The sequence below is a fragment of the Streptomyces sp. 4N509B genome (genome assembly GCF_052245655.1).
Classification (GTDB): domain Bacteria; phylum Actinomycetota; class Actinomycetes; order Streptomycetales; family Streptomycetaceae; genus Streptomyces.
This window is the reverse complement of the sequence record NZ_JBQQBZ010000054.1, coordinates 19,386-38,536: the sequence shown is the minus strand read 5'-3', so window position 1 is coordinate 38,536 and position 19,151 is coordinate 19,386. Positions and strand designations below refer to the sequence as shown.

The 19,151-nt window shown below is 71.4% G+C and carries 15 protein-coding genes and 3 pseudogenes; 12 read left to right on the top strand and 6 right to left on the bottom strand.

Annotation, left to right across the window (positions count from 1 at the left end; all coding sequences use genetic code 11):
• Positions 1-125 precede the first annotated feature (125 nt).
• Positions 126-312, bottom strand: a pseudogene (locus ACTWP5_RS30195) (site-specific DNA-methyltransferase); the annotation flags it as partial.
• A 431-nt stretch (positions 313-743) separates the two neighbouring features.
• Here ACTWP5_RS30195 and ACTWP5_RS30190 point away from each other — a divergent pair.
• The 7 genes and pseudogenes from ACTWP5_RS30190 (at position 744) to ACTWP5_RS30160 (ending at position 7,986) form a co-directional block, all read left to right on the top strand.
• Positions 744-1,823: a C40 family peptidase gene (locus ACTWP5_RS30190; RefSeq protein WP_443224352.1), complete on the top strand. Its 1,080-nt coding sequence runs from the start codon at positions 744-746 to the stop codon at positions 1,821-1,823.
• A gap of 127 nt (positions 1,824-1,950) precedes the next feature.
• Entirely contained in the window at positions 1,951-2,262 is a 312-nt protein-coding gene (locus ACTWP5_RS30185; RefSeq protein ID WP_443224351.1) for a DUF6112 family protein, read from the top strand.
• 1 nt (position 2,263) lies between these two features.
• Entirely contained in the window at positions 2,264-2,938 is a 675-nt protein-coding gene (locus ACTWP5_RS30180; RefSeq protein ID WP_443224350.1) for a hypothetical protein, read from the top strand.
• Between the two features lie 60 nt (positions 2,939-2,998).
• Positions 2,999-3,973 (top strand): annotated as a pseudogene (locus tag ACTWP5_RS30175) (SCO6881 family protein); the annotation flags it as partial.
• Between the two features lie 438 nt (positions 3,974-4,411).
• Positions 4,412-5,887: an SCO6880 family protein gene (locus ACTWP5_RS30170; protein ID WP_443224354.1), complete on the top strand. Its 1,476-nt coding sequence runs from the start codon at positions 4,412-4,414 to the stop codon at positions 5,885-5,887.
• Positions 5,888-5,920: 33 nt separating this feature from the next.
• Positions 5,921-6,388, top strand: a complete 468-nt coding sequence (locus ACTWP5_RS30165) for a DUF6238 family protein (protein ID WP_443224349.1) — start codon at positions 5,921-5,923, stop codon at positions 6,386-6,388.
• Positions 6,389-6,435: 47 nt separating this feature from the next.
• Positions 6,436-7,986 (top strand): ATP-binding protein, encoded by a 1,551-nt coding sequence (locus ACTWP5_RS30160; protein ID WP_443224348.1) that lies wholly within the window; start codon positions 6,436-6,438, stop codon positions 7,984-7,986.
• Positions 7,987-8,247: 261 nt separating this feature from the next.
• Here the strand turns inward: ACTWP5_RS30160 and ACTWP5_RS30155 are convergent, their stop codons facing one another.
• Positions 8,248-8,382 (bottom strand): hypothetical protein, encoded by a 135-nt coding sequence (locus ACTWP5_RS30155; protein ID WP_443224347.1) that lies wholly within the window; start codon positions 8,380-8,382, stop codon positions 8,248-8,250.
• A gap of 53 nt (positions 8,383-8,435) precedes the next feature.
• On the opposite strand from ACTWP5_RS30155, the pseudogene ACTWP5_RS30150 reads away from it, so the two are divergent.
• Positions 8,436-9,736, top strand: a pseudogene (locus ACTWP5_RS30150) (IS256 family transposase).
• A 262-nt stretch (positions 9,737-9,998) separates the two neighbouring features.
• Here ACTWP5_RS30150 and ACTWP5_RS30145 read toward each other — a convergent pair.
• Entirely contained in the window at positions 9,999-11,372 is a 1,374-nt protein-coding gene (locus ACTWP5_RS30145; protein WP_443224346.1) for a hypothetical protein, read from the bottom strand.
• Positions 11,373-11,600: 228 nt separating this feature from the next.
• A complete protein-coding gene (locus ACTWP5_RS30140; protein ID WP_443224345.1) occupies positions 11,601-11,960 on the bottom strand; it encodes a hypothetical protein in 360 nt (119 codons plus the stop codon).
• Positions 11,961-12,056: 96 nt separating this feature from the next.
• Here ACTWP5_RS30140 and ACTWP5_RS30135 point away from each other — a divergent pair, with 96 nt between their 5' ends.
• Complete coding sequence (locus tag ACTWP5_RS30135) at positions 12,057-12,926, top strand: hypothetical protein (RefSeq protein ID WP_443224344.1); 870 nt, start codon at positions 12,057-12,059, stop codon at positions 12,924-12,926.
• A 922-nt stretch (positions 12,927-13,848) separates the two neighbouring features.
• Here ACTWP5_RS30135 and ACTWP5_RS30130 read toward each other — a convergent pair.
• Positions 13,849-14,745: a dihydrodipicolinate synthase family protein gene (locus ACTWP5_RS30130; protein ID WP_443224343.1), complete on the bottom strand. Its 897-nt coding sequence runs from the start codon at positions 14,743-14,745 to the stop codon at positions 13,849-13,851.
• Positions 14,746-14,752: 7 nt separating this feature from the next.
• Positions 14,753-15,913, bottom strand: a complete 1,161-nt coding sequence (locus ACTWP5_RS30125) for a mandelate racemase/muconate lactonizing enzyme family protein (RefSeq protein WP_443224342.1) — start codon at positions 15,911-15,913, stop codon at positions 14,753-14,755.
• Positions 15,914-16,012: 99 nt separating this feature from the next.
• Between ACTWP5_RS30125 and ACTWP5_RS30120 the strand changes: the two genes are divergently transcribed.
• The 3 genes from ACTWP5_RS30120 (at position 16,013) to ACTWP5_RS30110 (ending at position 19,127) form a co-directional block, all read left to right on the top strand.
• On the top strand, positions 16,013-16,849 hold the full coding sequence (locus ACTWP5_RS30120) for an IclR family transcriptional regulator (protein ID WP_443224341.1): 837 nt from the start codon (positions 16,013-16,015) through the stop codon (positions 16,847-16,849).
• Between the two features lie 68 nt (positions 16,850-16,917).
• Positions 16,918-18,147 (top strand): ABC transporter substrate-binding protein, encoded by a 1,230-nt coding sequence (locus tag ACTWP5_RS30115; protein WP_443224340.1) that lies wholly within the window; start codon positions 16,918-16,920, stop codon positions 18,145-18,147.
• Complete coding sequence (locus tag ACTWP5_RS30110) at positions 18,147-19,127, top strand: carbohydrate ABC transporter permease (protein ID WP_443224339.1); 981 nt, start codon at positions 18,147-18,149, stop codon at positions 19,125-19,127. The genes ACTWP5_RS30115 and ACTWP5_RS30110 overlap by 1 nt, the downstream gene beginning before the upstream one ends.
• Positions 19,128-19,151: the final 24 nt, after the last annotated feature.

Below are 19,151 nucleotides of genomic sequence, written 5' to 3'. Positions count from 1 at the left end.
CATGTGAAGCTCCGGGCGGACAGGTTGATCTTGGTCGACAACCCATCTACCAGGAGCTTCACCCCTTCCCGCACCCAGCCCCCACCTCAACGCCCCACGGCCTCAGACAGGTTGGAAAAGGCTCAGTATCCGTAGGAGCGCTGGTCCTTGTTGTCGCCGTCGAAGTTCGCCAGCTGGTGGCGCGCGTCGGCCGAGGTGTACTTGGCGCCCTCCCGAGTTGTAGGGAGGGTCGGTGATCACGGAGTCGACACAGCCGTCGGGGAGCTCGGCCAGTTCGGTGAGTGCGTCGCCATGGCGTAGGGAGTAGGGCATTTCGGTGCGGTGTCCCCTTTCGTGAAACCGGGAACCGAGAGCCCGCCGAGTAGGGGCGGCGGAGGGCCGACCACCGTACACACGATTTCCGGCCGCCCGAACTTTGACGATCGCGGGTTGAGGGAAGCGGGGCGGCGTTTGGTGCGGCCGGATTCTGTCTCTACCGTCAGTGCAGTTCGCCAAGGACCGGCAGGCCGCAGCGGATTTAACGATGCTCTTTCGGCTTCAGAAGGGGGGTTGTGTGCGCGTGGTGGGGCGGAGATTACGCGGGCGGCTGGCGGCCGTAGTCAGGGTTCGGTGCCTTTCGCGGGCCTGCTTGCGGGAGGCACCGGACATTGCCCGTGATCAGCCAGGGAGCCGACGGAAGGGAGCGGTGCGCGCGTGGTAGGCGATGGGGCCCGGCGAGGTGACGCGCGGGTGGGTGACCGGGTGTGAGGAAGGCGATCCTCATCGCGGGAGCCGCCGTGGCGGCGGCGGGAAGCCTGCTCCTTCTCGCTACGGGGTTGGGCGCTGCGGGCTTGGCCTGGGGCCAGCAGCCCACGTGTGATCCGGCTGCCGCGGCGGCGGATGCGGCGATGGTGACGGCCGTGCAGGAGGAGATGCCCGGCCGCGACGGCGCTGCGGAGCTTCTCCTGCCGCGCGTGCAGATTCCCCACGCGGTGACGATCCAGGCCACGGGTGCGGCGATGGGAGTCCCGGCTCGTGGTCAGGAGATTGCGCTGGCTACCGCGATGCAGGAGTCCGGCCTTCACAACCTCGACCACGCGGACCGGGACTCGCTTGGGCTCTTCCAGCAGCGGCCTTCGCAGGGGTGGGGGAGCGCGGAGCAGATCCTGGACCCGGCTTACGCCGCGCGCCGCTTCTACCAGGCGCTGCTGGAGGTGCCTGGCTGGCAGGAGTTGCCGCTGACGCACGCCGTGCAGGCGGTGCAGCGCTCGGCCTACCCGGATGCCTACGCGAGGTGGGAGCCCCTGGCCCACACGCTGCAGGAGGCGATCGCCACCGTCACCGCCCGCCGGTGTGACAACCCTGCCGAGGCCGCTGGAGGGGACGGTACGGGGTGGGGGGAGTTGGCTGCGGGCGCGGTGCCGGAGGGGTATGAGGTTCCTGCGGCGGCGCCCCGTGCGGTGCGCGTGGCGATTGCGTGGGCGTTGGCGCAGTTGGGCACGCCGTATCAGTGGGGCGGCAGCTGCACGGACCCGCACGGGCCCGACCCGATGGGCCGCTGTGATTGCTCCTCCCTGGTACAGCAGGCGTATGCGGCCGGGGGAGTCGCGTTGTCGCGCACGACCTACACCCAGGTGCGCGAGGGGCGCGAGGTTCCGCTCGACGAGGTGGCGCCCGGAGACCTGCTGTTCACCACGCCGGGCGATGCGGGTCCCGGGCATGTGGGCATGGCCGTTGGTTCGGGCCTGGTGGTTCACGCGCCCGGAACTGGAGATGTGGTCCGTCTTGCCGATTTCGCTTCTTGGCGTCCCCAGGTGATCAGCGTTCGTCGCGTCGTCGACTGAACGCCTTCGTTGCCCTTCGGCGCGCCGGTTCCTGATTCATCCGGGGAGCGCTTCTCCCTTCTCCCTCTTCTCTTCTCCTCTTCTTCTGTTAATCGCGCCAGGCGCGTGTTGTGAGGTGGTTTCTGTCATGCGATGTCTCGGTGATCGATGGCCCCCCTTGGCCTATGACCCGGGGATTCGTCCTGCGGATGGTGGCCTGCCGGGCTTGGAGGTGCTGCGGAGTTCCGTCAATTCCATCAATCTGTTCGCGATCATCGCGATCGGTGGGGCGCTGTCCGTTTCCGCGGCGTACTGGGCCTGGGGGCATTTCTCCGCCTCACATGGCGCGGAGGCCAACGGTAAGAAGGGCGTTCTCGTGGCGTGTGGCTGCGGTGTCCTGCTCGGCGCGGTCAACGGTCTGATCGTGTTCTTCACCAACCTCGGAACACAGGTGGAATGACATGCGGATACCCAAGAGCAGTGAGGATCGGCTCACGATCGGGCAGCGCCTGATCGTCATCGCCGTGGTGTCGGCTGTGGCGATCAGTGCGGCGTGGCTCCTGGCGGTCAACACAGGCGGCGGAGGACGTGCCGCTTTGTCCGGCTCGGAGCCCGCTGGTGAGCACACACCGTCCGGGGAGGGACCGCGCGAGGAGGACGGCCGTCCGGCGCCGACGGTGCCTGCCGACGCGGTGCCGCGGATCGATGACCCGGTTCGGTTCGCGGAGGCGTTCACCCACGTGCTGTGGTCGTATGACGCCGCCGCGACCTCACACGACGAACGCGTCACCCAGCTGCGGGCGTGGGTGACCGGCGAGCAGAAGTATGCGGATGTCGCGTCTGTGGTGTCCCAGGTGCCGTCGCGGGCGGCGTGGTCCGGCCTGGCGGGGATCGGTCAGCGTGCGTCGGCCGAGGTGGATGGTGGCCGGTTCCCCGCGTCCTTCACCCGTGCACTTCAGGACGATCCGGGGTTGATTACCGAGGCGTACGTGTATGTGGTGACGGTCACCGGGCGGCAGACCCTCACCTGGGACAGCGGCCGTGGTGAGGAGCGCCGCGCGGTGAGTGTGGCGGTGCAGTGCCGGCCGGGCCAGCCGTGCGCGGTGGCCGGTTGCCTGCCGGAGGTCGCCCCGTGACCGAGGCGACAGGCCGCGAGCAGATACGCGTCGCTGGCGTGCGGTTGGTGGGAGGCTGGCATGCCTAGCGTGTGCGACATTCCTGGCGTCAGCATCGTGTGCGATCAGGCGGGTGAGGCGCTGTCGACCACGGCCGCGTCGCTGACCGACGGCGTCGGTTCCTGGATCGCCGACTCCCTGGGTGACATGGCCGCTTCCGCGGCCGAGTTGGCGACCTCCGCGGTGGACTCCACCACCTCGGTCGACCTCGAGGCGGTGTGGTTCCGGGAGAACTACAACCTGCTGCTGCCCATCGGTCTGTTGGCGATCGCCGGCACGTTCTGCCTGCATCTGGTGTTTGCCGCGCTCCGGCAGGACGGGACCGCGCTGCGGCGTGCGTTGACCGGCACCATCTCCGGGATCATGTTCGCGTTGTGCGCGGTCCCGGTCACGATGGTCGCGCTGGGCATCGTGGACGCGTTGAGCGCGGGCCTGTTCCAGGCGGCGGACACGTCGCTGTCGGAGGCCGTCGGGCGGGTGATCCGCGTCTCCCTCCTCGGTGGCGGCTACGGCCTGGGCTGGGCCACCGCCTCGCTGTTGGCGGTCGCGTTCACGGTGGGGGCGTGGGCGTACTGGGGTGTGCTGCTGTTCCGCAAGGTCGCGATCCTGGTGCTGGTCACCCTCGCGCCGTTCGCGGGCGCGGGCGGCGGGTGGGATACCGGCCGGCGGATGCGGCGGGGCTGGATCGAGGTGACCGCGACCCTGGTGGCCAGCAAGCTGCTGATGAACATCGTCTTCCTGGTCGGTGTCACCGCGCTGGGGGAGTCCAACGCCCAGGACGGCGCCGTCGCGGTGGGGGACGCGCTGGCCGGCCTGGTGGTACTGGTACTGGCCCTGGCCACGCCACTGGCCTGCTACCGGTTCGTGCGGTGGGCTGGCGACGGCGCTGCCGGCGAGGACACCCACTGCGGGTCGGCCGCAGGAGCCGCCGTCGCAGCCCGCGGGGCGCAGGCCGTCGGACGCACGGCAGTGATGGCCAAGACCGGCGCCGCGCCGCAAGGCCCGGCGAGCTGGTCCGGCGCACCGGCCGGCGGGGTGGTCCCCGCCACCCGCGCTTCCCGGAAGACCGGGCCGGCGCCGGACCGAGCTGCGGAGCCGACCAGCAACACCTCAAGCGGCCGGGCGCCGATCACGCCGCCTCCGCCCTCTCTCGGCGCCGTCGGCCGCGCAGCCCGCGAGCGGGACAGCCGCGGAGGGCCGACAGGCCCCGACCGGTGCCGGGATGCCGGAACGTCCGCGGGCCATCCGCCAGCCGCCGCCCATGCCTGCCCCGCCGCCCACGCCGCCGTCGCGGCCACCCCAGGGCGAGGACTCCTAGCCCTCCACCATCCGCCCCGTTCCCCCTCTGGCCCTGTTCACGACGAAGACCAGCGCTCCACAAGCAGCTCGGGCGTCGTTGTGCCGCTGCCACATGTCGACTGGAGGTCTCCTCGTATGGCGCCTGATTCCGCTGTTGCCCCCGTGGTGGTGAGGTTTCCTCACCGGTCTCGTCGTGGCTGGCTGGTGGGTCTGTCGGGTCCGCAGTTGGTCGTCGCCGGGGTCGCGCTGGTCGGTGTCATGGTGGCGTTGACGGCCGGGGGAGTGGCGGGGGCGGCCCGGCTGCTACCGGTCTGGGCGGTCGGGGCCGGGGCGATCTGGCTTCGCAGGGCTGGGCGTCCGCTGGCCGACTGGATCCCGCTGCTGGTGCGCTACGCCGCCCGCGCTGCGCGGGGGCAGTTGGCGTGGCTGGCCCGTCCCGCCGGCCGCCCGGTCACCGAAGGGCTGTTGCACCTGCCGGGCGCGGCGGCCTCGTTGCGGGTGGTGTCCGCGTCTGGCCCGGCGCAGCGGCGGCTGGCCGCCGTGCTGGACCCGCACCGTCGGACGCTGACCGCGGTCGTGCGGGTCACCGGCCGGGCGTTCGCTCTGCTGGACCCCGCCCAGCAGGCGCAGCAGGTCCACGGCTGGGGCCGTACGTTGGCCGGCCTCGCGCGCGGCGGGCACATCCGCACCATCCAGGTGCTGGAGCGCACCGTGCCCGACTCCGGTGACGCCCTCGTCCGCCACTTCCAGCACCATCGCGTGGCGGGGGCGCCGTTGGCCGGTGAGGTCTACGCCGACCTCGTGGCCGCCGCCGGCCCGGCGGCGGCACCGCACGAGTGCTACATCGCGATCGCCCTGGACCTCAAAGCCGCTCGACGCCAGGTCGCCCAGGCCGGCGGCGGCCTCGCCGGGGCGTTCACCGTCCTTCACCAGGCCACCGACGCCCTGAACGCCGCGGCCCGGCAGGCCGAGATCACCCTCGTTGGGTGGCTGACCGCCCGCGAGGTGGCCGCGGTGATCCGCACCGCATACGACCCCGCCGCCCACGCAGCGCTCCACCGCTGGTCCCCGACCGCCACCGCGCAGGCCGAGCCGAGCGCCGCCGGACCGGTGGTGCAGATCGAGGAGATCGACCACCTGCGCACCGATACCGCCGTCCACGCCACCTACTGGGTCCAGGACTGGCCCCGCACCGACACCCACCCCGGCTTCCTCCACGGCATCCTCTTCGCCTCCGGGATCCGCCGCACCCTCTCCCTCCTCTACCGTCCCGCCCCCGTGGACGCCGCGCTGCGGGACGTGCAGCGCCGGAAGGCCGCCGTGATCGCGGACGCGAGCGAGCGTGCCCGCCGCGGCCAGGTCGACTCCGAAGCCCACTCCATCGAGTACGCCGACATCCAAGAACGCGAGCGGCAGCTGATCGCCGGCCACGCCGACCTCGGCCTGAGCGGACTGCTCACCGTCTCCGCACCCGACCCGGCGGGCCTGGCGGCGGCCTGCGCACAGATCGAGAGCGCCGCCATCACCGCCGGCATCGACCTGCGCCGCCTCTACCTCCAGCAGGCCGCGGCCTTCACCACCGCCGCCCTGCCCCTGGCCCGCACCACCTAACGCCCACGCCCACCCGAGGGACCTCCACCCGCCATGCCACCCGACCTCGCGCCGGACACAGCCCACCTGCAGGCCGCCACCGCCCAACTGCGCCGCCACCACCACAGCGCCCGGTCCCAGATCGGACCGGCCAGCCGCGCCGAACTCGACTGGCTGCACGCCCACCTGGTCGCCCTCCACACCGTGGTCGACCAGGTCCAGCAGCGCACGCACGCTGAGGGAGCCCTCGCCGAAGCGGCCCACCTCGCCGCCACCAGGACCCGCGTCTGGCAGGCCACCGCACACCTCCACGACGCCTTCCACGCCGCCCCCGGGCCCACGCCAACACCGGAGGTCTGCCCCGTCGACCAACCCCAGCTGCCCCCGGGGCCGGCGCGTGAGACGCTGTGCCACCGCCACCTGATGGCCTCAACCGTCGTGCGCCGCCAGACCACCCCGGCCGAACTCCACGACCCCCTCCACGGCCACACCCACCACCCGCCAGACACCCCAACCGCATGACCGGCCGGCGCCGAGCAGCACGATGAGGGACACCGGGAGGAAGGGACATGAGGGACCAACGGGTCTCGGCCAGCCCGTTGTTCACCCCGCCGCACGTCGGCCGCCGCCAGCGCCGCGCGGTACGCCGCCAGCTCGCCGCTGCCCGCACCCGCAGCCGCGCCACCGCAACCTCCTCCCGCGACGGGCGTCGCGTCCTGCGCTCCGACCCGCAGCTGCTGGCCGCCCCCTACCCACCCGCGGGACGTCCCGGCTCTGCCTCCGCCCGCGCCGGGGACCTGCGGCTGCCCGGCCACCGCATCACCACCCACGTCGCCGCCGGGGTGTATCCGTTCCTGGCCGAAGGCGGCCTAGGCGCCGACGGCCTCTACATCGGCCGCGACGTCCACGCCGAAGCCGCGTTCTGCTTCGACCCCTTCCGCCTCTACACCGCCGCCACCCTGGATGGCTTCACCAACCCCAACATGCTGCTGGCCGGCGTCATCGGCACCGGCAAGAGCGCCCTGGCCAAATCGGTCGCCCTGCGCTCGGTCGCGTTCGGCTACCGCGTCTACGTTCCCTGCGACCCCAAGGGCGAATGGACACCCGTCGCCCATGCCCTGGGCGGGGCCACCATCGCCCTGGGCCCCGGTCTGCCCGGCAGGTTGAACCCGCTGGACGCACCACCCCGGCCCGGCCACATCCCGCCCGCAGCGTGGGCCGGGGAGGTCCGCAAGCGACGCCTACTGCTGCTGGGCTCGCTGGCCCGCACCGTCCTGGCCCGCGACCTCCAACCCATGGAACACACCGCCATCGACATCGCCCTCGACACCGTCGTCACGGCCGCGGCACACCGAAACGAACCGGTTCTCCTCGGCGACATCGACCACATCCTCAACACCCCCGAACTGCTCACCGCAGGCGCGCCGGGTGTGGCCGGTGACCTCGCCCACGCCGCCCGCGACCTCGCCCACGCCCTGCGCCGCCTCGTCCACGGCGACCTCGCCGGCCTGTTCGACGCCCCCTCCACCACCACCTTCGACCCGACAGCCCCGATGCTCACCATCGACCTGTCCCGCCTGGGCGGCACCAGCGAGGACACCGCCCTGGTCCTGGCGATGACCTGCGCCGCGGCCTGGACGGAATCCGCCCTGGCCGACCCGGCCGGCGGACAACGCTGGATCGTCTACGACGAAGCCTGGCGCCTGATGCGCCACCACGCCCTGCTCGAACGCATGCAGGCCCACTGGAAACTCAGCCGCGGGCTCGGCATCGCCAACCTCATGGTCATCCACCGCCTCTCCGACCTCCTCGCGGCCGGCGACGCCGGCTCCCGCGGCAGGGCCCTAGCCGAGGGACTCCTCGCCGACTGCTCCACCCGCGTCATCTACCGCCAGGAGACCGACCAACTCACCGCCGCCGCCACCCTTCTCGGACTCACCAGCACCGAAACGCACGCCGTCGGCGCCCTCTCCCGAGGCCGCGGCCTGTGGAAGATCGCCGGCCGCTCCTTCATCACCCAACACCTCCTCCACGCCCACGAAGCCGACCTCTTCAACACCGACACCCGCATGCACACCCCACCCCGCCAGGACGCGGCGAACGACAGGAAGCTGAGTTGATCCAGCGTCCCGCCGACGTCCCGACCAGGACTGGGCGAAACACCCGGCACACCAACACGAGCACGGCGACCTGCCGACTCCATCCGGCCCACGGGGTTGCCGCGTATCACCGAACAGGTCGATGCGGACGGCGTGGCAGCGGTCCTCACACTGCCGCTCCCGGTCACGTCCGCATGTCGAAGGAGACCACCCAACATGCCCTGGTCCGCCATCCACTTCACCGACAACGACGGCACGGTCGTCGCCGAGGGCTACTAGAGCTCACTGGCAGTCCGCCAACTGGAGGTCGTCGGGTTCACCTACGACCCCGACACGGGCCTGCAGCATCTCCTCGGACTTCCGGAAGACGAGCGGCGCCATCGCGTCGAGGCCGCCGACGCTCTCCTGCGCTCCCACGTTATGGACAGGGGGGACTGTAAGAAGAGCGGTGTAACTCCCGATCATGGAAGATGCACCAGGTGACCAGCGAGAACACGAACATCTCCGGGCCCGTCGAGGCGAGTGAGCCGCAGCAGCGGCAGGCCGTGGAACAGCGGCTGATCGATCAGCTCGTGGACCGGGCCCAGGCCGAGGGCTGGCAACTGACCGGCGAGGGCGGGCTGCTCGGGCAGCTGACCAAGCGGCTGCTGGAGTCGGCCCTGGAAGGCGAGATGACCGACCACCTCGGCTACGACAAGCACGACCCAGCGGGGAAGAACGGCCAGAACGCCGCAACGGCACCCGGTCCAAGACCGTGCTGACCGATGTCGGGCCGGTGGATATATCCGTGCCGCGGGATCGGGACGGCTCCTTCGAGCCGAAGATCGTCAAGAAGCGGCAGAAACGTCTGTCGGGGATCGACGAGATCGTCATCTCCCTGGCCGCGAAGGGCCTGACCACCGGCGAAGTCCAGGCCCACCTGGCGGAGATCTACGGCGTGGACGTCTCCCGCCAGACGATCTCCACCATCACCGACAAGGTCATGGACGGCATGGCCGAGTGGCAGAACCGGCCGCTGGACCCCGTCTACCCGGTCGTCTTCATCGACGCCATCCACGTGAAGGTCCGCGACGGCGCGGTGGTCAACCGGCCCATCTACGTGGCCCTGGCCGTCACCGCCGAGGGCACCCGCGACATCCTCGGCCTGTGGGCCGGCGACGGCGGCGAGGGCGCCAAGCACTGGCTGCACATCCTCACCGAACTGAAGAACCGCGGCGTCTAGGACGTGCTGATGCTGGTCTGCGACGGCCTGCGCGGCCTGCCCGACGCGGTCGGGCAGGCCTGGCCGGCCACCATCGTCCAGACCTGTGTGGTCCACCTCCTGCGCAACTCCTTCCGCTACGCGGCCCGGCAGGACTGAGAGAAGATGGCCAAGGCCCTCAAGCCGGTCTACACCGCCCCCACCGAGGACGCCGCGCTGGAGCGGTTCGCCGAGTTCGCCGACGCCTGGGGAGCGAAGTATCCGGCGGTGGTGCGACTGTGGGAGAACGCCTGGGAGGAGTTCACCCCCTTCCTGCGGTTCGACGCCGAGATCCGCCGCATCGTCTGCACCACCAACGCCATCGAGAGCGTCAACGCCCGCATCCGCCGGGCGGTCAAGGCCCGCGGCCACTTCCCCAACGAACAGGCCGCACTGAAGTGCGTCTACATGGCGATCATGTCCCTGGACCCCACCGGCACCGGCCGCAAGCGCTGGACCAGCCGCTGGAAGACCGCCCTGAACGCCTTCGACATCACCTTCGACGGCCGACTCTCAGCCGCCCGTCACTGACCCCTAATCAACCCAGTTACACCACTCGCTTGACAGCCCCAGTCGTTCAGCACCATCAGCGGGGAGCGAGCGCGGGGTGTGGGCGACACGGGCTGGTCAGTTCCGTGTCGCCCCTCGTCCTGGCCGCTCGCGTGGCGCCTGAGGTCAGCAGATCCGGGGTGCCTCACGACGTGGAGCCCGTGTGACGCTATGGCTGCTCGTCGTGGTCGCGGTCGGGAGTGCCGTTTTCGGGTGCGAGGTGTTCCTGGCCCGGCTGGGTTTTCTACTGCCTGGCCGTGTTGTTGCCGGGGTCGTGTGCGTCGTTGTTCTCCGGGCCGTCATCGGGTTGGGCGGAAGTTGGGGCGCTCGTAGCGGCGGTGTCGGTGGTGTCCGTGGAAGGCAGCGGGGTGGCCGTCTCGGTGGTGCCGTCGTCGAGGACGATGGTGATGCGGTGGCCTCCCGCTGACAGGGAGCTGAGGCTGGTGGCGATGCGGTGGTAGCAGGTCGTGGCCAGCGCCCAGTCGCCGTCGCTTTCCGAAGCGCTGTGGCTGGTGGTGTGGAGGGTGATGAGTACGGCGATCAGGGACCGTCCGGAGATGTCGGCGGCGATCCGCCCGTCGCCGACGTCCGTGATTTCCGGGGGAAGCCGGAAGTGCGTGTGAGGGCCGGCCTGGCTGGTGAGCCAGTCGAGCGTGTCGCGGTGGCACACGAGCCGAGCGGAGGAGATCCGCGCGGCACGCGTCAGCAACTCGCGGTGCTGCTCCGTCACCGGTACCTCAGGCTCCGCCTGGGCGGTGGCCTTCAGCCGCGTGGCGAGTTCGGCGATGTCCGCACGCACGGCCGCCAGTTCAGGCTCGCTCTTGGCGGGGACGGAGAGGCTGTCCAGGTGTGCGGACAAGGCGGCAAGCTCCTGCCGCACTGCGCCGATCTGCTCCCCGAGTCCGGCCACAGCGCTGTCCTGCCGCTCGGCTTCCTCGAACTCGGAGGGGGCGGCAGCGGTGGCGGACCCGTTCGGGCGGGCCAGGCCCTCACGTAGCTCTTCCAACCCGTCATACAACGGTGTGAGCTCGGACTTCAGCATCCTCATCACTGTGTCCGCGATCCGTTCCGCGAACAGACGCTCCTCCACCGTGCCTGAGGCTCCGCGTGGCGCCAGGACAGGAGCCTCCAGCGCAAGACGCTGACCCGGCACCATCGACAGCGAGCCGGCCACACCGTCGTCCGACGATGCCGCGCCTCTTGTTGTGCCTGCCTCCTCGGCGGTCCCGTCCAGCGACCCTTGCTCCACGCTGGCGGAGGTGAGTTCGAGCCGGCCGGCATCTCCGGCCGTCGGCAGGCTCACCGCCTGCGGCACCGGGTGCTCTCTCAACGCGGCATGCAGCTGCTCCAGCTCGTCGCGGAGGAAGGCCAGCACCTCCTTGACCTCGACTGAGAGATCGTTGCCGTTCTGGGTCAGCCGGTTGCGGGTGTCCCGCAGGTCACCACGCATCCGGCCGAGTTCCACCGTGACGCTGTCCTGCAGGGACGCCAAGCCCGAGGAGCTCGAGGTTTGCAGCCGCTCGAACCCGCTCGTGACCGACGCCTGCAGCTCCTTGCGCGTGTCCAACAGCGCACTGTGCAGCATCGTCAACGCCTGGGTGTTGTCGTTCCGGGCCACTGCCCACTCCTCATCTCACCAGGAAGTCATCTCCCCCGATCCCTGGCACCCCGCCACTCACGGAAAACCGGCCTGGCACAGAGCGTGGACGCGTCGACCCAGCGCGCACCCCCGACCGCGCGCCCCTGGCCCGTCTCGCGTCGTCGCCCGGGCTTGGACTGCCAGCTGGCGAGGGCAGGTCAGGGAACCTGTGGAGTAGCTCGACCAGGCCGTGAGGCGACGCCCGAGTCACGCGCCGCGGGCCATTCCAGACGCGGGACCACCGCCCTCGTACGGATCGACCACCTCCCAACCGTCGGCGACTCCGCGCAGCTCGGAGCCCGGCGCCAGGACCTGGTGGACATACGACCCGTTGGACCAGCCATCGAGAGTGTCGAGAACGGTGGTGATGATGGGCTCGCCGACGTTGTCGAACAGCACCACCGGCTCCAGGGGAGAGCCGGAGATCGAGCACTCCGCTCCCTCGACCACGGGTTGCCAGGCGATCACCGGCACGACGGTCACGTCGTGGTTCTCCGGGTCGCCTATGGCGATACGCCAGCCGGGTGGGGTGGGCACCAAGGCGGCGCCACTGGGTGTCATCGTCATGCGAACAGCTTGCACCTCTGCCGGGAGTTGCCCACAGTCCTGGGGTAGCTACCAGCCGTCAGTGGGCTGTGGTTGGACGAGGAGGGAGGGAACGGGGTGTCGGACGTCACGGCACGCCGAGTCAGAGCCGCGAGGGAGGCGCTACGGGAGGCTGAGCAACACCTGGCCACCATCGAGCAGGACCAGACCGGAGCGGCTCCGCTGACGGCTGCTGCGGCCGCGATCCGTGGCGCGCTGGAACTCCTGCGGATGGGATCCGAGCCCGCACCCAACATGGCCGGAATCCTCAAGGCGGCCTACCCCCAGATACACGCCGCCGTTCTGCGGACCGAACGGCTCCTCGAAGACCATGCCGTCCTGTTGTGCATGGAATGCGGGGAACCACAGCTTCCCGCCGACCTTGACGACACAGGCAGATGCCAGATCTGCGTGGCGGGGCCCTTCACCTCACCACACGCGGACCACCTACCGGACTGGGCCTGGTCCCCTGCCGCCGAGATCGCCTACGGCGACCTCCTGCCCCATCTCACGGGAGTCATCACGGACAAGCTCTACCGACTCCCCCTCGAGAACCTGAGCCTCGCCCGCGCCCGCACGAACGGCAACCTTGCGCTCCAGGCGGGCCTCATGGCTCTGGAGGTCCGAGACGACCTGCTGGAGGCTGGCGCCGTCCTCGATGCCGTCGCCCTGTCCTGCCCACTGGGCCCCTACCTGCCCGACTCCTGCCAGGAAGGTCCCGAACCCCCACCACGAGCAGACGAACTCCGTGCGGAGGCTGGTCAGATCGCCGAAGCGCTTCTCACCCACGATCGCGAGCACGGCACGAACGCGACACCGACACCCGACCCCGTGGAGGAACGAGACGCCTCTCGTGAACAAGCCCGCGCGTACATGCGTCGTGATTGGCGTGCCTCGCGCTCGACGCAGGCACCTCAGGACGAACCCGCTGGCCCTCCGACGAGCTAGACCAGCCGTAATCGCCGGGCCCTTCGCGTCCGGCGCCAGACCGACGGCTGCCAGGATTCACAGAGGAGCGACATCCCGCGCTGGGACCCCGACCGAGGAGTCTCCGCAGGCTCGCCGCGCCGCCGCGGCCGCTGCCGAGCCGTCCGTCCTCCGGCCAGCCGAGTCCACGCATCCGTGCACCTGTGTCCGCACGCCGGTATGCCCCTGGGCCTGGCCATGCACACTTGCCTCGAATACCCGGCAGGCTTGGCCATCGACGCGCTGATCCTCTGCCACCGACGACGGACGCTAGGTGCAGGCTGCACCGCTCCAACCGCGCAGGTGGTGCCCGGCAGCGCACTCGCCCGCGCGAGGAGATGCGCGACAGCCGGCCGACCGCCTCGATCCGGGCTTCGCGATGCAATCACTCGCAGGCACGTCCGCTACTGGCGTGGGGATTCGTGGGTCCACGTGGCAGCCCTCACCCTGTCGGGTGTCCTCCGCGACCCGCCGTGCACGTCGGGCCAGCAGATAATCTTCGCCGCCGAGCGGAAGGGACATGCGATCATCCGTTTAGCGGGAAGCGGCAGGTCAGAACGTTCCTGCCGAGGGAGTGCCGAGTGGGGCGGGCGGGACTCGAACCCACGGCCGACGGATTATGAGTCCGTCGGCCGTGGGTTCGACGGCTGCCGTGCGGTCTTGGCGTATGGTTGGGTCGCCTTAACGGAGGTTGGCGGACACCAACGGGGACAACCCGCGGCGGCAGGTGCGGCTGAGCTTCCTGGGCTGACCGCGCTCCTGCGCGGCGCGACCGCCCGGAGAACGCGGTGCGTGGCGCGGATCCGGCGACGGTGGAACGGCCGTGAGGCGCCGCGGGAGGCGCCCGCCGGGGTGGGGCGGCTGCCGCGGCGGCTGTCGCGGACGGCTGCCGCCGACCGGCGGCTCACCCGGCCGTGATGCCCAGGGGCGCGAGCACCTCGTACAGGGCCGCCCGGGTGGGGGCGTCGAGCGGGCGGGCGGGGCTGCGGACGGTGGGGTCGGCGATGAGCTTCCGGGCGAGGAGCACCTCCTTGTGTATCGCCCAGGCCCAGCCCTGCTGGAGCCCGTGCAGCACCAGGGGCAGCAGCCGGGCGAAGCCCTCCCGGGCCTGCGCGCGGCGGCCGGCGGCCCAGTCGTCGAGCACCGGGCGCAGCAGGTCGGGGAACTCGCAGGCGGGCATCGTCCCGACGGCGCCGCGGGCGTACTCGTCGAGGCAGAACTGGGCGTTCAGGCCGCCCAGCACCGCGAAGCCCTCGCCGGTGGCCGCTTCGGCCACGGCGGTCACCCTGGCCGGGGTCGGCGGCGCCTCGACCTTGACCGACGTGACGCCCGGCAGCGCGCTGAGCTGGGCCAGCATCGCGGGCGTCATGGTCACACCGGTGACCCCGGGGGCGTCCTGGACCATCACCTCGCAGTCCGTGGCGGCCGCGACCTCCGCGTAGAAGTCGAGGATCTGCGCGGGGGCGGGCTTGACCATGTAGGGCGGCAGCACCATGAGCGTGGTGGCGCCGTCCGCGGCGGCGGCGCGGGCCTGTTCCACGGCGGTGACCGTCGAGGTCGCGTTGACCCCGGCCACCACCGGGACCGCGCCCGCCGCGACGTCGACGACCTCCCTCAGCACGCGTGCGCGCTCCTCGGCGGTCAGCGCGAAGGCCTCGCTCGCCATGCCGGAGACCGCCAGCCCGTCGACGCCGCTGCTGAGGTTGAACTCCACCACGCGGCGCAACGAGGGCAGGTCCAGGGATCCGTCGGACGCGAAGGGGGTCGCCAGGATCGGCGCGAGTCCGTGGACGAGGGGCATGGGGAGATCAGTCCTTTCCTGCGAGGTCGCGGACGACCTGTTCGTCGACGTCGACGCCGAGCCCGGGCCCGGCGGGGAGGGGGAAGTGGTCGGGGTGGACCTCCAGCGGGGTGCGCAGGACGCGCTGGCCCACCTCGGTCGAGGTCGGCTGGTACTCGAAGACCAGCAGGTCCTCGACGGCCGCCCCCACGTGCAGGCCCGCGGCGAGCGAGACGCCGAGCCCGACGGAGTGGTGCGGCGCCACCGGCACGTGTGACGCCGTGCACAGCTCGGCGATCGCCATCGCCTCGGTGATGCCGGTGCGGGCCACGTCCGGCTGGGCGATCTCCAGCGCGTGACCACGCAGCCAGCGGGCGAACTCGTACCGGTTGCGCAGGGTCTCGCCCACCGCGACGGGCAGCGCCGCGCGCTCGCCGAGCCTGCGGTGGCCCTCCTCGTCCTCGGGGGCCAGAGGCGCCTCCAGGAACCACCCGCCACGGTCGGCCAGGCCCGCGGCGAGCCGCCGGGCGTCGGCCTGGCCGTAGGCCCAGTGCGCGTCCACGGCGACCCTCAACCCGGGCGCGGCGGCCCGGACGGCGTCCACCGTGGCCAGGTCGGCCTCCACGTCGTGGCCGAGGTGCAGCTTGACGGCGCCTGCGCCCCGGCCCGCCCAGTCGGCGGCGAGTTCGGCCCGCTCGGCGTCGGTGGAGCGGGGCAGCCCCGAGACGTACGTCGGCAGCCGGTCGCGGAACGCCCCGCCGAGGAGGGCGGCGACGGGTGCGCCGCGCAGCCGTCCGGCCAGGTCCCACAGCGCGATGTCGACGGCCGCCAGCGCGTCGGCCTGGTGGCCCACGAGGTGTCCGCGCTCGCGCATCAGGTCCCGCAGCGTCGACCAGGTGGGCCGCGGCGCGAGCGCGTCCCGCCCGAGCAGTACGGGGGCGAGCAGCAGGTCGACGATGTCCGCGGGCACCTCGGGCGCGACCGGCGCCAGCGCCTCGCCCCAGCCGGCGGTCCCGTCCTCGGCGGTCACCTTGACCAGCAGCGTCTCGAACCGGCGCGAGTACAGGCTGCGCCAGGGGGCGCGCACCTGGTAGCCCGGCGGCACCTCGCTGCCGTCCGGCAGGGCGCCGAGGTAGGCCTCGTGATGGAAGACCTTGAGTACGAACGTCTCGACCGAGGCGATCTGCATTCGCCCATCCATTCTTCGGTTGAAGCCTTGCGTTCTGCGGATAGCCTAATGCAGTATCCATCGCGTAAAGCAAGTGTTTCGGATGTGGGAGAGCTGGTCATGGGTGCTGAGCAGGGCACGAGCACGAACCAGAGCGTCGAACGCGCGGCCGCCGTCCTCGCGGCGTTCCACGACGGGCGGCCGCTCCGGGTCGCCGACGTCTCCTCCCGCGCGGGGCTCGGCCAGTCCACGACATCCCGCATGCTGGCGACGCTCGAATCCCTCGAGTACGTGGAGCGGGACGCCGAGACCGGCCTCTACCGGCTCGGCACCGGACTGATCACCCTGTCCGGGTCGGCGCTCAACCAGCACCCGGTCTACCGCGCCTCCCGGCGGCACGCCCAGGAGGCCGCCGCGCTCCTCGGGCTCGGCGTCAACGTCTCCGTCCTCCACCGCGGCACCGTCTTCTACCTCGCCAACTTCGAAGGGGCGCTCGCGCCGAAGTCGATGACGCTGGCCGGCCAGCGCAACGCCCTGCACGCCACCGGCATGGGCAAGTGCCTGCTCGTGGGCACCACCCCGAGCCAGCGGCGCGCGATGCTCCCCGAGCTGCCGAGGTTCACCGGCCGGACCGTCGGCACCCACGAGGAGCTGGACGCCCAGGTCGACCTGGTCGTCGGACGCGGATACGCCACGGAGGTCGAGGAACTCGCCCTGGGCCGCGCCTGCGTGGCGGCGCCGATCCGCGACGCCGGCGGGGAGGTCGTCGCGGCCATCTCGATCTCCGGCTCGCTGTCGGCCATGGACCTCGCCCACCGCGAGGGGGAGTTGGCCGGACGCGTGATCGAGACGGCCGACGAGGTCAGCACGGCCCTGGGCTACACCGGCCCCGCCGTGCACCCCCACCAGGCCGGCCCGGCCGCCGTCTCGCCCCGCACGTCGGGCGGTGTCGGCTGATGGCCGCGCTGCCGGGCGGCCGGGTGCCGTCGCGCCCCTCCGGGCCGTCCCGCCGAAGCGTGCTCTCCATGGGACTGGCGGCCGCCGCGGGCGCGGCGCTCGCCGGCTGCCACTCGGGCGAGGGATCGGCCGACGGGAAGACCGTGCTGGAGTTCCCCTCGTGGCAGGCCGCCGACGGGACCTTCTCGCTGTGGTGGCAGGAGCTCATCGCCGAGTTCGAACGGGCCCACCCCGACGTCAGGGTGGACTTCTACGCGTTGCCCTTCGACAGCTACGTCGACCAGCTCACGATCAGGTTCGCCGCGGGCGACCGCCCCGAGATCGTGCACCTCCCGGCCCGCAACGCCGCCGAGTTCGCCGGCCGCGGCTGGCTGACGTCGCTCGACGACCGCCTGCGGCGCACCGACATCCTGCGCACCTGGACGCCGTTGCAGGAGGAGATGGCCCTGGACGGCGAGCACCACGGCGTCCTCCTGCTCGGCTACGGCTACACCCTCTACTACAACCAGCGGTTGCTCGCCTCCGTCGGAGCCGAGGTCCCGACCACCACCGAGGAGATGATCGCGGCCGCCGAGGCGATCACCGGCCACGGCGTCTACGGGTTCGGCGCCACGACGGCCCCCAACCCCGACAACTACACCGAGCTCGCCGCCTTCGTCGTCGGCGGCGGGGGAGCCCTGTCCACCGACGACGGCGGGTTCACCGCGGACAGCGACGCGGCGATCGCCGGCCTCGACCTCTACCGCCGCGCCCTCGCCCAGGCGCCGCAGGGCATCCAGTCCCAGCAGCGCAACGAGCTCTTCCTCACGGGAAAGATCGCGATGCTCCTGGACGGCCCGTTCTTCCTGAACGAGCTCGGCGCCGCGACCGACACGGTCCGCCCCGACCTCCAGGTCGCCCGTGCCCCGTTCCCCCGGGTCCCCGGCGGCGTCTCGAACAGCATCCACATCCCCGCCGGAATCGACCCACCCAAAGCCAGGGCCGTGTGGGACCTCATCGAGCTGGCCTGCACACCACGGTGGCAGCGCCGCTACACCGAGCTGACCGTCAACCCCGCGCCACGGGCGGGGTCCGTCACCGACCGGGCCCTCGCCGAGACCCCGCAGCTCGAACTCTTCCAGCAGCTCGCGGACGAGGCCGTGTCGATCTTCCCGGGCCACCAGGCCCACCGGGAGCAGTTCGGCCGCGTCAGCGACATCGTGTCGGCCGCTTCCACGGCCCTGATCACCACCGACGAGTCGACCGCCTCGATCGCCGCCCACCTGCAGGACGAGCTCGAGCAGGCCATGGAGTCCTGATGACCACCGAACCGCAGCACACCCGGCGCAGAGGTGTCGCCAAGCCCGCCACCCCCAGACCGCCCGCCCCGCCCGAGCCCTCGCCCGCGCTGCGCCGCGAGCACCGACGCCGCAGCGTCTTCGCGTACCTGACGCTCTCGCCCACCCTCGCCATCGTCGGTCTGCTGATGGCCTACCCGCTCTACGTGGCGATCGACCTCAGCCTCCGCGGCGGCCAGATCTCCGATCTGCTGAACCTGGAGCAGAACCCGCTCACGCTCGACAACTACGGCGAGGTCCTCACCGACCCCGGCCTGGTCAGCGACATCGTCCGGTCGATCGTCTACACCCTCGGCGTCGTCCTCCCCGCCTTCGGCATCGGTCTCGGCCTCGCCGTCCTGCTCAACAAGGCCTTCCCCGGACGCCGGATCATCCGGCCCCTGGTCCTGCTGCCGTGGGCGGTACCCGGAGTCGTGGTGAGCGCGGCGTTCAGTTGGATGTTCGACGCCTCCTACGGCGTCGTGAACTACCTGCTGCGCTCGGTCGGCGTCATCGACGGCAACGTCGCCTGGCTCGTCGACTCCAACACCGCCATGGTCGCCGTGATCGTGCCGACGATCTGGAAGTACTACCCGTTCTTCGTCCTGGTCCTGCTGGCCCAGCTCCAGTCGGTGCCGGGCGAGCTCTACGAAGCCGCGCGGATGGACGGCGCGTCGCCGCTGCGGCAGTTCGTCCACGTCACCTGGCCCGCGGTCCGCACGGCCGCCGCCCTGGCCATCGTGATCACCGGCATCGGCGTCTTCCGTGAGTTCGACTTCATCTACCCGCTCACCGGCGGAGGCCCCAACGAGGCCACCCAGACCCTCGCCATCCGGATCTACAACGAGGCCTTCCAGTTCTTCGAGATGGGCACCGCCGCCGCGCTGGGCATCGTCACCATGGCGATCTGCGGCGCCCTGCTGAAGGCCGCGGGCCGGTCCGTCCGCCGCGAGTTCGGCTGAGCCGGCCCGTCACCCCAGGAGCAC